General features: G+C 53.1%; 11 protein-coding genes, 2 tRNA genes and 3 rRNA genes. 11 read left to right on the forward strand and 5 right to left on the reverse strand.

Features of this window, described 5'->3' with window-relative positions; translation table 11 throughout:
* Nucleotides 1-24 precede the first annotated feature (24 nt).
* The 4 genes from trkA to def are packed head-to-tail and all read right to left on the reverse strand — an operon-like array spanning nt 25 to nt 4248.
* Nucleotides 25-1401 carry a Trk system potassium transporter TrkA gene (gene trkA, locus EE896_RS02280; protein WP_008927128.1) on the reverse strand — a complete coding sequence of 459 codons (1377 nt, stop codon included), beginning with the start codon at nt 1399-1401 and terminating at the stop codon, nt 25-27.
* 18 nt (nt 1402-1419) lie between these two features.
* Nucleotides 1420-2721 carry a 16S rRNA (cytosine(967)-C(5))-methyltransferase RsmB gene (rsmB, locus tag EE896_RS02285; protein WP_140916233.1) on the reverse strand — a complete coding sequence of 434 codons (1302 nt, stop codon included), beginning with the start codon at nt 2719-2721 and terminating at the stop codon, nt 1420-1422.
* Nucleotides 2722-2770: 49 nt separating this feature from the next.
* Nucleotides 2771-3715 carry a methionyl-tRNA formyltransferase gene (gene fmt / locus EE896_RS02290; RefSeq protein ID WP_110410954.1) on the reverse strand — a complete coding sequence of 315 codons (945 nt, stop codon included), beginning with the start codon at nt 3713-3715 and terminating at the stop codon, nt 2771-2773.
* Nucleotides 3716-3735: 20 nt separating this feature from the next.
* Nucleotides 3736-4248, reverse strand: a complete 513-nt coding sequence (gene def, locus EE896_RS02295; protein ID WP_003852348.1) for a peptide deformylase — start codon at nt 4246-4248, stop codon at nt 3736-3738.
* A gap of 115 nt (nt 4249-4363) precedes the next feature.
* Here def and dprA point away from each other — a divergent pair, with 115 nt between their 5' ends.
* Genes dprA through EE896_RS02325 form a run of 6 tightly spaced genes read left to right on the forward strand, consistent with a single transcriptional unit; the run spans nt 4364 to nt 8158 of the window.
* Nucleotides 4364-5488 carry a DNA-protecting protein DprA gene (gene dprA / locus EE896_RS02300; RefSeq protein ID WP_003852346.1) on the forward strand — a complete coding sequence of 375 codons (1125 nt, stop codon included), beginning with the start codon at nt 4364-4366 and terminating at the stop codon, nt 5486-5488.
* Nucleotides 5460-5933, forward strand: coding sequence for a DUF494 family protein Smg (gene smg, locus EE896_RS02305; protein ID WP_003852344.1), 474 nt, complete (start codon nt 5460-5462; stop codon nt 5931-5933). Before dprA ends, smg begins: the two co-directional genes overlap by 29 nt.
* 24 nt (nt 5934-5957) lie before the next feature.
* Nucleotides 5958-6506, forward strand: coding sequence for a DNA topoisomerase family protein (locus EE896_RS02310; protein ID WP_003852341.1), 549 nt, complete (start codon nt 5958-5960; stop codon nt 6504-6506).
* Nucleotides 6507-6509: 3 nt separating this feature from the next.
* The gene (gene tsaC / locus EE896_RS02315; RefSeq protein WP_003852339.1) at nt 6510-7082 is read left to right on the forward strand and encodes an L-threonylcarbamoyladenylate synthase type 1 TsaC; all 573 of its coding nucleotides are present in this window, start codon (nt 6510-6512) and stop codon (nt 7080-7082) included.
* Nucleotides 7083-7085: 3 nt separating this feature from the next.
* Nucleotides 7086-7904, forward strand: coding sequence for a shikimate dehydrogenase (aroE, locus tag EE896_RS02320; RefSeq protein WP_003852337.1), 819 nt, complete (start codon nt 7086-7088; stop codon nt 7902-7904).
* On the forward strand, nt 7901-8158 hold the full coding sequence (locus EE896_RS02325; protein WP_003852334.1) for a DUF1488 family protein: 258 nt from the start codon (nt 7901-7903) through the stop codon (nt 8156-8158). The genes aroE and EE896_RS02325 overlap by 4 nt, the downstream gene beginning before the upstream one ends.
* Here the strand turns inward: EE896_RS02325 and EE896_RS02330 are convergent.
* Nucleotides 8125-8679, reverse strand: a complete 555-nt coding sequence (locus tag EE896_RS02330; protein ID WP_003852332.1) for a gamma carbonic anhydrase family protein — start codon at nt 8677-8679, stop codon at nt 8125-8127. The two genes, EE896_RS02325 and EE896_RS02330, sit on opposite strands and share 34 nt — an antisense overlap.
* A gap of 491 nt (nt 8680-9170) precedes the next feature.
* Here EE896_RS02330 and EE896_RS02335 point away from each other — a divergent pair.
* The 5 genes from EE896_RS02335 (at nt 9171) to rrf (ending at nt 14540) form a co-directional block, all read left to right on the forward strand.
* Nucleotides 9171-10712, forward strand: a 16S ribosomal RNA gene (locus EE896_RS02335).
* Between the two features lie 88 nt (nt 10713-10800).
* Nucleotides 10801-10875: transfer RNA gene (locus EE896_RS02340), tRNA-Glu, on the forward strand.
* 230 nt (nt 10876-11105) lie between these two features.
* Nucleotides 11106-14013: ribosomal RNA gene (locus tag EE896_RS02345) — 23S ribosomal RNA — on the forward strand.
* Nucleotides 14014-14314: 301 nt separating this feature from the next.
* Nucleotides 14315-14390, forward strand: a tRNA-Thr gene (locus EE896_RS02350).
* A gap of 34 nt (nt 14391-14424) precedes the next feature.
* A 5S ribosomal RNA gene (gene rrf, locus EE896_RS02355) occupies nt 14425-14540 on the forward strand.
* The 16S, 23S and 5S rRNA genes sit together here with 2 tRNA genes alongside, the layout of an rRNA operon.
* Nucleotides 14541-14562 lie beyond the last annotated feature (22 nt).

Below are 14562 nucleotides of genomic sequence, written 5' to 3' on the forward strand. Positions count from 1 at the left end.
TTTTTATGCCTGTAAATGCGGCATTTACAGGAAAAATGGACTTGGCTGAAAGAGACGTTCAACGTCTGAGACAAATTTCTTGTCGGTGAGGAACATGATGACATGATCTCCTTGTTCAATACGCAGATTGTCATTGGCAATCATCACATCGTCACCGCGAACCACTGCGCCGATAATGGTCCCTGGCGGTAATTTGATATCATCAATTGAACGGCCGACCACGCGTGAAGTGGATTCGTCACCATGCGCTATTGCTTCGATTGCCTCTGCAATACCGCGTCGCAGTGACGATACACCCACGATATCTGCTTTGCGCACATGGCCCAGCAGAGCAGAGATAGTGGCCTGCTGAGGTGAAATAGCAATATCGATGACGCTGCCCTGCACCAGATCGACATACGCACGACGCTGAATAAGCACCATAACTTTCTTCGCCCCCATCTTTTTTGCCAGCATGGCTGACATGATGTTGGCTTCATCATCATTGGTGACGGCAATAAACAGATCAACCTGCTCAACGTGCTCTTCCGCCAGCAACTCCTGATCGGACGCATCGCCATAAAAAACTACCGTGTCATGCAGATGTTCTGCAAGTTCGGCTGCGCGCTGAGCATTACGTTCAATCAGCTTAACGCTGTAATGTTTCTCAAGACGCTGTGCCAGACCGAAACCAATGTTACCGCCACCCACCAGCATAATCCGCTTGTAGGGTTTCTCCAGCCGTTGCATCTCGCTCATTACGGCACGAATATTCTGGCTGGCCGCGATGAAAAAGACTTCATCACCCGCTTCAACAATGGTTGATCCCTGCGGACGAATGGGCCGGTCCTGACGAAAGATAGCGGCTACTCGGGTATCAATGTGTGGCATATGCTCACGCATAATGGAGAGCGGATTGCCCACCAGTGGTCCACCATAATAGGCTTTCACCACCGCAAGGCTGACTTTGCCCTCAGCAAAGTTAACCACCTGCAACGCGCCAGGATACTGGATTAAACGGTAGATATTTTCGATCACCAACTGTTCCGGTGAGATCAGGTGATCAATGGGCACCGCTTCAGGAATAAATAACTTGTCCGCATCACGCAGATAGTCGGCCGCGCGAATCCGGGCGATACGGTTCGGCGTATTGAAAAGCGAATAAGCAATCTGACAGGCAATCATGTTGGTTTCGTCGGAGTTGGTCACGGCAACCAGCATGTCGGCATCTTCCGCGCCTGCTTCCCGCAAAATGCGCGGATGAGAACCATGACCCTGCACGACGCGCAGATCGAATTTATCCTGCAGATGACGCAGGCGTGAAGAGTCGGTATCCACCACCGTGATATCGTTGTTTTCACCGACCAGATTTTCTGCCAGGGTACCGCCAACCTGACCTGCGCCCAGAATGATTATTTTCATCGCTTATCAATACTCATCTCAGTTTGTACCCGATTTCTTTATCAGCTTAGCGTAGAAGAAACCATCTCCGCCTTCGGCTTGCGGGAATACCTGTAGGCCATTCGCGGGTGCATCCCTGAGGGGAACGGCTTGTGCATCGTGCTGGCGCTGCAGGAAAGCATCTATCTGCTGATGATTCTCTTCAGGCAGGATGGAACAGGTAGCATAAATCAGCGTACCGCCTGGTTTCAGGTGCGGCCAGACAGCATCAAGAATTTCAGACTGAAGCTTTGCCAGCTCGGCGATATCACGATCGCGACGCAGCCACTTGATGTCTGGATGACGTCGGATCACTCCGGTAGCAGAGCAGGGGGCATCCAGCAGAATTCGGTCAAACGGCCGATCACCGCACCACTGCTGCGGCGTCCGTCCATCACCCTGTTTAACATCTGCTTTCATGCCCAGTCGCTGCAGATTTTCCTCAACGCGTTTAAGGCGCTGTGCATCTACGTCGACGGCCATGACTTCTGCTTCCGGCGCGATTTCGAGAATATGGGTCGTTTTACCGCCGGGTGCAGCACATAGATCCAGAATCTGTTCGCCGTTTTGGGGTTCAAGCAGCAAAGCACAGCGCTGAGCGGACAAATCCTGCACGGTCACCCAACCCTGCCCGAAGCCTGGTAACTGACTGACCGGAGCAGGGGCATCGAGCCGCAGTGCATCCGGCACATCGTCAGCAGGCTGTGCATTCCTGCCACTTTCAGTCAGCAGGGCCAGCCATGCATCACGTTCGTGGTGCTGTTGGTTAACCCGCAACCACATCGGCGGACGCTGGTTATTGGCTTCGACGATCTGCTGCCACTGTTCTGGCCAGGCATGCTGCAATCGCTTTAGCAGCCATCCCGGATGCAGATACCGCTGCGGGCCATCCTGAATGCTGGCGAGCAGCTCTTCGCGCTGGCGCTGAAACTGGCGTAATACACCATTTAATAAGCCTTTCAGGCTGGTGCGCTTCAGGACTTCGGCCCCTGCGACAGTTTCTGCCAGTGCGGCGTGAGCAGGCACGCGTGTATATTCCAGCTGGTAAAGCCCGACCATGATCAGATAGTGCAGAACCCGCTGTTTACCGGTAAGGGGACGCGCCATCAGTTTACCGATTAGCGCTTCAAGCTGCGGTAATGTACGCAACACGCCAAAACAGATCTCCTGCACTAACGCGCTATCTTTGTCAGAGAGTTTTTTCTGAGCGGCAGGCAGTGCCGTGTTCAGGGATTCGCCCTTGTCGACAACGCGCTCAATAAGTTGGGCGGAGAGGCTACGCAGGTTGATTGATTTAGTCATAGGGTTTTGTCATCAAACAAAAGGCCCGGTGAGTGACCGGGCCTGAGAGTCAGTCCAGAAGGGTTCCAGGTTCAAACCATTCCCGGCGCGAGTTGAGAAGATCCTGAGCCGACATCGGTTTTTTACCGGCGGGCTGCAACTGCAGTAGATTCAGTACACCCTGAGCGGTCGCCACCTGGATGCCACGTTTATCCGCATGAATAATTTCACCCGGCGAACGATCGCTGTGAGGCAGAACGCTTGCCTGCCAGACTTTCACCGGTTGATCATCAATGGTGAAAAAGCTCATCGGCCACGGGTTAAACGCGCGAATACAACGTTCAAGCTGTTCTGCTGAGAGTGTCCAGTCAAGACGTGCCTCCTCTTTACTGAGCTTCTCAGCATAGTTGGCCAGCGCTTCATCCTGTTTTTCAGGTGTAGCCTGCTGAGTGCTCAGTAAGGTCAGCGTATCCAGCAGTCCCTGTGGTCCAAGTTCAGCCAGCTTATCGTATAGCGTTGCACTGGTATCCTGGGCAGTAATCGGACAGGCAAGCTTGTGCAGCATATCGCCGGTGTCCAGCCCCACATCCATCTGCATGATGGTCACGCCGGTTTCGCTGTCGCCAGCCCAGAGCGCACGTTGAATCGGTGCGGCTCCACGCCAGCGTGGCAGCAGTGAACCATGAACGTTGATGCAGCCCAGACGTGGCATATCAAGCACGGCCTTTGGCAGAATTAATCCGTAGGCCACAACAACCATCACATCAGCCTTAAGGTCAGCAACCAGCTGCTGATTCTCTTCCGGTCGCAGTGACTTAGGCTGATACACAGGAATGTCATGTGCCATCGCCAGCGTTTTGACCGGGCCTGGGGTTAATTTGTTACCGCGACCCGCCGGGCGGTCGGGTTGGGTGAATACACCGATAACCTGATGTTCAGAAGCAAGCAGCGCGTCAAGATGACGCGCTGCAAAGTCAGGTGTGCCGGCAAAGATGATTTTTAGCGGGGCAGACACGTGTATCCCTTTTTAAGTTCTCAGGAAGCCTGGGCGTTCTGACGCGCCAGTTTCTCTAACTTAGTTTTGATTCGTTGCCGCTTCAGAGGCGACAGATAATCGATAAACAGTTTGCCTTCCAGATGATCGATCTCATGCTGGATACAGATGGCCAGTAACTCGCTGGCTTCCAGCTCGAAACTGTTACCGTCACGATCAAGTGCACGGACTTTAACCCGCTCTGCACGTGGAACAAATGCGCGCTGTTCCGGAATTGAGAGGCAACCCTCTTCAATACCGGTTTCGCCGCTTTTTTCCAGCAGCTCAGGGTTAATCAGAACTAAACGTTCTTCACGACTTTCAGAGACATCAATCACGATAATGCGCTGATGAATATCGACCTGCGTAGCGGCAAGACCGATACCTTCTTCGGCATACATCGTCTCGAACATATCATCAACGATACGCTGAATGTCTGCGTTAACTTCTTTAACGGGCGCAGCGACTTTGCGAAGACGCTCGTCAGGGAAATGTAATACCTGCAAAACTGACATAAATATCCAGATCTGTATTCGGTTAAGAAAAGATTACTACCTCATATTGTAGACTTTTCGAGGCCTGATTGACAGCATTGTGCAGCAGGAAGCAAGGGCGATCAGGGAGTCTGAGATGGACAAAATAGCGCAGTACGTGCGGCTGGCAGCCGTCACTGGAATGACAGGGAAACGCTGGATTGACGTCGCACAGCAGACAGGTGGCCAGGTAGCAGATAAGGAGCAGCTTATCCGATTAGGGTTAGATGCCAGTCAGCGCCAGCAATATTATGATTTCAGTGCAAAAAAACTTCCAGAATTGTATGACTGGCTGGCACAGAGTCCGGCTCATCATCTGATTACTGCGTTGGACGAGGCCTATCCAGCCCGTCTCAAAGAAACGAGCCGCTTTCCGCCACTGCTCTATATTCATGGCGATCCTGCTGTGATAAGTACTCCTCAGTTAGCGGTGGTGGGGAGTCGAAACTGTTCACATAATGGCCGTTACTGGTGCGACTGGTTTACTCAGCACTTAAGCCTCAGCGGTCTGACCATTACCAGCGGACTGGCCCGGGGTATTGATGGTGTTGCACATAAGGCAGCACTCAACGTGAAGGGCAAAACGGTGGCTGTACTGGGCAGTGGGTTACAAAATCTCTATCCCAAAAATCATGCCGACCTTGCCGCAGAGATTGTTGAGCAGGGTGGTGCTGTGATTTCTGAATTTCCGCTGGCGACCCTGCCGCATCCGGCGAATTTTCCACGCCGTAATCGTATCATCAGCGGTCTGAGTCATGGGGTGCTGGTGGTAGAAGCCTCGCTGAAGAGTGGCTCACTGGTGACGGCACGTTATGCGCTGGAGCAGAATCGCAATGTCTATGCCTTACCTGGCGCGATCGGCAATCCATTAAGTGAAGGCGTTAACTGGCTGATTCAGCAGGGTGCGCTGCTGGTGGCCCACCCCAATAACATTGTGGAAGATCTGGCTGGTGCGCTGAACTGGCTGCCAGCGACACAGGCCGACGAAATTTATTCTGAGGTGAGTGACGATGCTCCATTGCCATTTGCTGATGTGTTGGCTAACGTAGGTGATGATGTTACACCTGTTGACGTTGTCGCTGAACGTGCCGGCCAATCTGTGCCAGTTATCTCAGCTCAGTTGCTGGAACTGGAGTTAGCAGGATGGATCGCAGCTGTACCCGGCGGCTATGTCCGATTGAGGAGGGCATGCCATGTTCGACGTACTGATGTATTTGTTTGAGACATATATCCACAACGAAGCAGAAATGGGTGTTGATCAGGACAGATTGACAGACGACCTGACGGATGCCGGGTTCCATCGTGAAGATGTTTACAGTGCGCTGAACTGGCTGGAAAGACTGGCTGATTATCAGGAAGGGCTGGTTGAGCCAGTTTTACTGACAAGTGATCCGCTCTCCATGCGTATTTATACCGACGAAGAGAGCAAGCGTTTAGATGCTGATAGCCGTGGTTTTCTGCTGTTCCTGGAGCAGATTCAGGTGCTGAACCTGGAAACCCGTGAAATGGTCATCGAACGTATCATGGCGCTGGATACCTCTGAGTTTGACCTGGAGGATCTCAAATGGGTGGTGCTGATGGTGTTGTTCAACATCCCGGGATGTGAAAATGCCTATCAGCAGATGGAAGAACTGCTATTCGACGTCAATGAAGGTATGCTGCATTAAATTTCCTTTCATGCATTGATCGCTATGAGTAAAGCTGCACTCTTCACCGTGCGTAAACAGGATCCCTGCCCCGCTTGCGGGGCAGAACTGGTTATTCGCTCCGGTAAACATGGTCCTTTTCTGGGCTGCGCGAACTACCCGGCTTGCGACTACATTCGACCTTTAAAAGGTCAGGCCGATGGCCACGTGGTCAAAGTGCTGGAAGGCCACGCCTGTCCAGAATGTGGTGCGGATAAAGTGCTGCGGCAGGGACGTTTTGGCATGTTTATCGGCTGCAGCTGCTATCCGGAATGCGGATACACCGAAACCATCGATAAACCGGATGAAACCTCGCTGGCCTGTCCTCAGTGCCATGAAGGCCGGTTAGTTCAGCGGCGTTCCCGTTACGGCAAAACGTTTCACTCCTGCGATCGCTATCCCGCCTGCCAGTTTGTTGTGAATCTGACACCCGTTGCCGGAATCTGTCCTTATTGTGAGTATCCACTGTTAGTTGAAAAAAAGACGGCGCAGGGCATTAAACGATTCTGTGCCAGTAAGAGTTGTGGCAAAGCCATCGCTGAAGAGAATTCATAGATCATGGAAAATCAACACCTCGCCGATTCATTTGAAAATTGCTTAGCGCATCTGAATCGTCAGGCGGTCATCGCCTATCCAACTGAAGCTGTATTTGGTCTGGGCTGTGACCCTGACAGTGAATCTGCCGTCATGGCCTTGCTGGCGCTGAAACAGCGTCCGGTAGAAAAGGGACTTATCCTGATTGCCGCTGATTACACCCAGCTTGAACCTTATATCTCCGCACGCGAACTTTCGGTGATGCAGCGTGAGCGGATGTTTGCATGCTGGCCCGGTCCTGTGACCTTTGTCGTCCCCGTTCCACCACAAACCCCTCGCTGGCTGACCGGGCAGTTTGATTCGCTGGCCATTCGCGTCAGTGACCATCCCGATGTGCAGGCGCTTTGCCGCGCATTTGGTAAACCGCTGGTTTCAACCAGCGCAAATCTGTCGGGTCTGCCTCCCTGCCGCACGGCGGAAGAAGTGAAGCAACAGTTTGGTGAGCACTTCCCGGTTCTGTCGGGAAAAACCGGTGGCCGCCTTAATCCCTCTGAAATCCGCGATGTGATTAGCGGCGAACTTATACGTCAGGGTTAATTCATGGATCAATTCGCCGTTTTCGGTAATCCCATCAGCCACAGTAAATCACCGCTGATCCATCAGGCTTTCGCTGAGCAGACGGGTATTGAACATCGCTATGGTCGCATCTGCGCCCCGATTGATGGTTTTCCCCAGGCGCTCTCTGCCTTTTTTGAACAGGGAGGTCGTGGTGCCAATGTGACGTTGCCTTTTAAACAGCAGGCATGGGAGTTTGCCGATCAGCTGAGTGAACGTGCAGCCCTGTCCGGCGCGGTAAACACGGTGAAAAAACTCAGTGATGGTCAGATCCTGGGGGACAACACGGATGGCATTGGCCTGTTAAGTGACCTTGAGCGGCTTAAGATGATCAACGCTGGCGACAATGTATTGCTGGTGGGCGCGGGCGGGGCTGCTCGCGGCGTCATTCTGCCATTGCTTTCAGCGGGCGTGACACTGACCGTCGTCAATCGTACAGCTGCACGCGCTGAAGAGCTGGCGACGCTGTTTGGAGAGAATGGGCCTATCCGGGCATGTCGTTTTGAACAGCTGACGGGTCAGCACTTCGATCTGATCGTTAATGCCACTTCAAGCGGTGTGAATGGAGAAACGCCTCCTTTACCTTCTGACGTGATCCATTCCGGCGTGCAGTGCTATGACATGTTTTACCAAAGCGGGCTGACGCCTTTCCTGCGCTGGTGTCAGGGGCATGGCACGAATCATCTGGCAGATGGTTTGGGTATGCTGGTGGGGCAGGCTGCTCATGCCTTCTATATATGGCACGGAGTAATGCCAGACATTGCTCCGGTCATTGCTCAGCTTAAGCAGGCCATGCAGTCGTGAATCAGGCGATACAGTTCCCTGATGATGAAGCCTATGATGCTGAACTCAAGGCGGTTTGTTTCCCGGTACTGGTCAACGGCATGCGGCTGAACTGTGCAATCAGCTGTGAGTCGTTGATATCACGTTTTGGTGAAGGAGAGGCGATGGCGCTGTTTCAGCACCATCGCTGGGATCTGGAGGATGAGGCGGAAGAGGCTATCCGTCAGGATAACGTTGATGCTCAGGGCTGGGTCTGGTTAGCGTCAGCCAGGTAATCATCTTTCCAGCCCACATAGTTGTTAGCGGAATAGCGTAACCCTTCTTTTTCGCTGTCATTAAGCGGCCTGATTTGCTTCACCGGACTCCCCAGATAGAGATAGCCACTCTCCAGTCTTTTACCTGGCGGCACCAGACTGCCGGCACCAATCATCACCTCATCTTCTACTATTACGCCATCAAGCAAAATCGATCCCATTCCGACCAGCACGCGATCGCCAATGGTACAGCCGTGCAGCATCGCTTTATGGCCGACCGTGACCTCCTCGCCAATAATAAGAGGGAAGCCTTGCGGATTGGCGGCAGATTTATGCGTAACGTGCAGAACACTGCCGTCCTGCACATTGGTTCGGGCACCGATCCGGACCTGATTCACGTCACCCCTGATCGCAACAAGCGGCCAGATGCTGACGTCATCCTCCATAATCACATCACCAACGACAACACTGCTTGAATCGACCATAACGCGCTGGCCAGTTTGCGGGAAAAGATCTTTATAGGGGCGTAGGGCGGAAGTCATCATGTTCTCCTTTGTTCTGTTTTCACTGCAGCCTGATGCGATTTTACACAGCTGACAAGCCAATTCTGACCCGGATCGCTGGTGATCTCATCAATCTGGATCATTTATAACCGTTCAGATAAAAGATCCAAAAAAAGGGTTGTGCTCTGAAACGGGATCCCTATAATGCGCCTCCATCGACACGGCAAACCGGCAACGGAAAACGGGTCAGCAGGCACAGGAGACTGCGCCGCCGGAGAAAAACTTCTGAAATAGAGGTTGACTCTGCAGGAGGAAAGCGTAATATACGCCACCTCGCGACAGGACGCTAACGCACTGTTCGCACTGCTCTTTAACAATTTATCAGACAATCTGTGTGGGCACTCGCAGGATTGATATCAGCGTCTCCGGACGTAAAAAAATATCAAAGCCTCACGAGTGAACACATAATGAAATTCATTATGACGTTTTACAGATGAGCACCGCTTAACTTGTTTAAGCAAATCAAACTTAAATTGAAGAGTTTGATCATGGCTCAGATTGAACGCTGGCGGCAGGCCTAACACATGCAAGTCGGACGGTAGCACAGAGAGCTTGCTCTTGGGTGACGAGTGGCGGACGGGTGAGTAATGTCTGGGGATCTGCCCGATAGAGGGGGATAACCACTGGAAACGGTGGCTAATACCGCATAACGTCGCAAGACCAAAGAGGGGGACCTTCGGGCCTCTCACTATCGGATGAACCCAGATGGGATTAGCTAGTAGGCGGGGTAATGGCCCACCTAGGCGACGATCCCTAGCTGGTCTGAGAGGATGACCAGCCACACTGGAACTGAGACACGGTCCAGACTCCTACGGGAGGCAGCAGTGGGGAATATTGCACAATGGGCGCAAGCCTGATGCAGCCATGCCGCGTGTATGAAGAAGGCCTTCGGGTTGTAAAGTACTTTCAGCGGGGAGGAAGGCGGTGAGGTTAATAACCTTACCGATTGACGTTACCCGCAGAAGAAGCACCGGCTAACTCCGTGCCAGCAGCCGCGGTAATACGGAGGGTGCAAGCGTTAATCGGAATTACTGGGCGTAAAGCGCACGCAGGCGGTCTGTTAAGTCAGATGTGAAATCCCCGGGCTTAACCTGGGAACTGCATTTGAAACTGGCAGGCTTGAGTCTTGTAGAGGGGGGTAGAATTCCAGGTGTAGCGGTGAAATGCGTAGAGATCTGGAGGAATACCGGTGGCGAAGGCGGCCCCCTGGACAAAGACTGACGCTCAGGTGCGAAAGCGTGGGGAGCAAACAGGATTAGATACCCTGGTAGTCCACGCCGTAAACGATGTCGACTTGGAGGTTGTTCCCTTGAGGAGTGGCTTCCGGAGCTAACGCGTTAAGTCGACCGCCTGGGGAGTACGGCCGCAAGGTTAAAAACTCAAATGAATTGACGGGGGCCCGCACAAGCGGTGGAGCATGTGGTTTAATTCGATGCAACGCGAAGAACCTTACCTACTCTTGACATCCACGGAATTCGGCAGAGATGCCTTAGTGCCTTCGGGAACCGTGAGACAGGTGCTGCATGGCTGTCGTCAGCTCGTGTTGTGAAATGTTGGGTTAAGTCCCGCAACGAGCGCAACCCTTATCCTTTGTTGCCAGCGAGTAATGTCGGGAACTCAAAGGAGACTGCCGGTGATAAACCGGAGGAAGGTGGGGATGACGTCAAGTCATCATGGCCCTTACGAGTAGGGCTACACACGTGCTACAATGGCGCATACAAAGAGAAGCGACCTCGCGAGAGCAAGCGGACCTCACAAAGTGCGTCGTAGTCCGGATCGGAGTCTGCAACTCGACTCCGTGAAGTCGGAATCGCTAGTAATCGTGGATCAGAATGCCACGGTGAATACGTTCCCGGGCCTTGTACACACCGCCCGTCACACCATGGGAGTGGGTTGCAAAAGAAGTAGGTAGCTTAACCTTCGGGAGGGCGCTTACCACTTTGTGATTCATGACTGGGGTGAAGTCGTAACAAGGTAACCGTAGGGGAACCTGCGGTTGGATCACCTCCTTACCTGAAGATACCTTCCCGCGCAGTGTCCACACAGATTGTCTGATAAAAAGTAATGAGCAGGACGGCTGCGAAGTCGTGACACTATCGTGTCCCCTTCGTCTAGCGGTTAGGACTCCGCCCTTTCACGGCGGCAACAGGGGTTCGAATCCCCTAGGGGACGCCACCTGCTTGGTGACAGGTGAAAGGTGTCTCCATACAGTATCTCAAAACCGTTCTGGTTGCGTAAGCAGCCGTGGCGCGTTTGAGATATTTGCTCTTTAACAATCCGGAACAAGCTGAAAATTGAAACGACGTGTCGTTTTCATTCTCCGTAATAAGAATGAAAAATGCGACACGTTCGAGTCTCTCAAATGCTTGCAGCTCGCAGCGTTGTAAAACGCCTGTGGGTTGTGAGGTTAAGCGACTAAGCGTACACGGTGGATGCCCAGGCAGTCAGAGGCGATGAAGGACGTGCTAATCTGCGTAAAGCGACGGTAAGGTGATATGAACCGCTACAGCCGTCGATGTCCGAATGGGGAAACCCGGTGCACTCTGTGCATCATTGCAGCATGAATACATAGTGCTGCAAGGCGAACCGGGGGAACTGAAACATCTAAGTACCCCGAGGAAAAGAAATCAACCGAGATTCCCCCAGTAGCGGCGAGCGAACGGGGAGCAGCCCAGAGCCTGAATCAGCATGTGTGTTAGTGGAAGCGTCTGGAAAGTCGCAGGGTACAGGGTGATACTCCCGTACACAAAAGCACACGTGCTGTGAGCTCGATGAGTAAGGCGGGACACGTGGTATCCTGTCTGAATATGGGGGGACCATCCTCCAAGGCTAAATACTCCTGACTGACCGATAGTGAACCAGTACCGTGAGGGAAAGGCGAAAAGAACCCCGGCGAGGGGAGTGAAACAGAACCTGAAACCGTGTACGTACAAGCAGTGGGAGCCTTCTTTATGGGGGTGACTGCGTACCTTTTGTATAATGGGTCAGCGACTTATATTCTGTAGCAAGGTTAACCGTATAGGGGAGCCGCAGGGAAACCGAGTCTTAACTGGGCGTTAAGTTGCAGGGTATAGACCCGAAACCCGGTGATCTAGCCATGGGCAGGTTGAAGGTTGGGTAACACTAACTGGAGGACCGAACCGACTAATGTTGAAAAATTAGCGGATGACCTGTGGCTGGGGGTGAAAGGCCAATCAAACCGGGAGATAGCTGGTTCTCCCCGAAAGCTATTTAGGTAGCGCCTCGTGAACTCATCCTCGGGGGTAGAGCACTGTTTCGGCTAGGGGGCCATCCCGGCTTACCAACCCGATGCAAACTGCGAATACCGAGGAATGTTATCACGGGAGACACACGGCGGGTGCTAACGTCCGTCGTGAAGAGGGAACAACCCAGACCGCCAGCTAAGGTCCCAAAGTCATGGTTAAGTGGGAAACGATGTGGGAAGGCACAGACAGCCAGGATGTTGGCTTAGAAGCAGCCATCATTTAAAGAAAGCGTAATAGCTCACTGGTCGAGTCGGCCTGCGCGGAAGATGTAACGGGGCTAAACCATGCACCGAAGCTGCGGCAGCGACACTATGTGTTGTTGGGTAGGGGAGCGTTCTGTAAGCCGTCGAAGGTGTGCTGTGAGGCATGCTGGAGGTATCAGAAGTGCGAATGCTGACATAAGTAACGATAAAGCGGGTGAAAAAGCCCGCTCGCCGGAAGACCAAGGGTTCCTGTTCAACGTTAATCGGAGCAGGGTGAGTCGACCCCTAAGGCGAGGCCGAAAGGCGTAGTCGATGGGAAACAGGTTAATATTCCTGTACTCGGTGTTACTGCGAAGGGGGACGGAGAAGGCTATATCAGCCGGGCGACGGTTGTCCCGGTTTTAAGCGTGTAGGCGGAGGGTCGAGTAAATCCGGTCCCTTATTAACGCTGAGGCGTGACGACGAGGCACTACGGTGCTGAAGTGATAAATGCCCAGCTTCGGGGAAAAAGCCTCTAAGCATCAGGTAACACAGAATCGTACCCCAAACCGACACAGGTGGTCAGGTAGAGAATACCAAGGCGCTTGAGAGAACTCGGGTGAAGGAACTAGGCAAAATGGTGCCGTAACTTCGGGAGAAGGCACGCTGGCGCGTAGGTGGAGGGACTTGCTCCCCGAGCCGAAGCCAGTCGAAGATACCAGCTGGCTGCAACTGTTTATTAAAAACACAGCACTGTGCAAACACGAAAGTGGACGTATACGGTGTGACGCCTGCCCGGTGCCGGAAGGTTAATTGATGGGGTTATCCGCAAGGAGAAGCTCTTGATCGAAGCCCCGGTAAACGGCGGCCGTAACTATAACGGTCCTAAGGTAGCGAAATTCCTTGTCGGGTAAGTTCCGACCTGCACGAATGGCGTAATGATGGCGAGGCTGTCTCCACCCGAGACTCAGTGAAATTGAACTCGCTGTGAAGATGCAGTGTACCCGCGGCAAGACGGAAAGACCCCGTGAACCTTTACTACAGCTTGACACTGAACATTGAGCCTTGATGTGTAGGATAGGTGGGAGGCTTTGAAGCGCGGACGCCAGTTCGCGTGGAGCCAACCTTGAAATACCACCCTTTAATGTTTGATGTTCTAACGTAGGCCCGTGATCCGGGCTGCGGACAGTGTCTGGTGGGTAGTTTGACTGGGGCGGTCTCCTCCTAAAGAGTAACGGAGGAGCACGAAGGTCAGCTAATCACGGTCGGACATCGTGAGGTTAGTGCAATGGCATAAGCTGGCTTGACTGCGAGAGTGACGGCTCGAGCAGGTGCGAAAGCAGGTCATAGTGATCCGGTGGTTCTGAATGGAAGGGCCATCGCTCAACGGATAAAAGGTACTCCGGGGATAACAGGCTGATACCGCCCAAGAGTTCATATCGACGGCGGTGTTTGGCACCTCGATGTCGGCTCATCACATCCTGGGGCTGAAGTAGGTCCCAAGGGTACGGCTGTTCGCCGTTTAAAGTGGTACGCGAGCTGGGTTTAGAACGTCGTGAGACAGTTCGGTCCCTATCTGCCGTGGGCGCTGGAGAATTGAGGGGGGTTGCTCCTAGTACGAGAGGACCGGAGTGAACGCACCACTGGTGTTCGGGTTGTCATGCCAATGGCATTGCCCGGTAGCTAAGTGCGGAAAAGATAAGTGCTGAAAGCATCTAAGCACGAAACTTGCCCCGAGATGAGTTCTCCCTGACTCCTTGAGAGTCCTGAAGGGACGTTGAAGACTACGACGTTGATAGGCCGGGTGTGTAAGCGCAGCGATGCGTTGAGCTAACCGGTACTAATGACCCGTGAGGCTTAACCTTACAACGCCAGAGGCGTTTTTGAGAGACATGATTTTCAGCCTGTTACCGGATAATAATTTGCGGAAACGAAAGATTTTGCGGCGTGACGAGGCGCAGAGCGAAGACATCAGCGGGAGCATACTGAAGTATGTGACCGGTGTGGCTGAGCGATGGCAACGCGGTCATGACGTAAAAGATTCGTTTCGTGCACAAAGAATTTGCTCGGCGGCTTTAGCGCGGTGGTCCCACCTGACCCCATGCCGAACTCAGTGAAACGCCCCCCATGCGAGAGTAGGGAACTGCCAGGCATCAAATTTAGTGTGCTGATATGGCTCAGTTGGTAGAGCGCACCCTTGGTAAGGGTGAGGTCCCCAGTTCGACTCTGGGTATCAGCACCAGTTAAGACACGAGTTCGGTAAATAAAAGAATTTGCCTGGCGGCTGTAGCGCGGTGGTCCCACCTGACCCCATGCCGAACTCAGAAGTGAAACGCCGTAGCGCCGATGGTAGTGTGGGGTCTCCCCATGCGAGAGTAGGGAACTGCCAGGCATCAAATAAGAGAGCCCTTCGC

The organism is Pantoea eucalypti, assembly GCF_009646115.1.
Classification (GTDB): Bacteria; Pseudomonadota; Gammaproteobacteria; order Enterobacterales; family Enterobacteriaceae; genus Pantoea; species Pantoea eucalypti.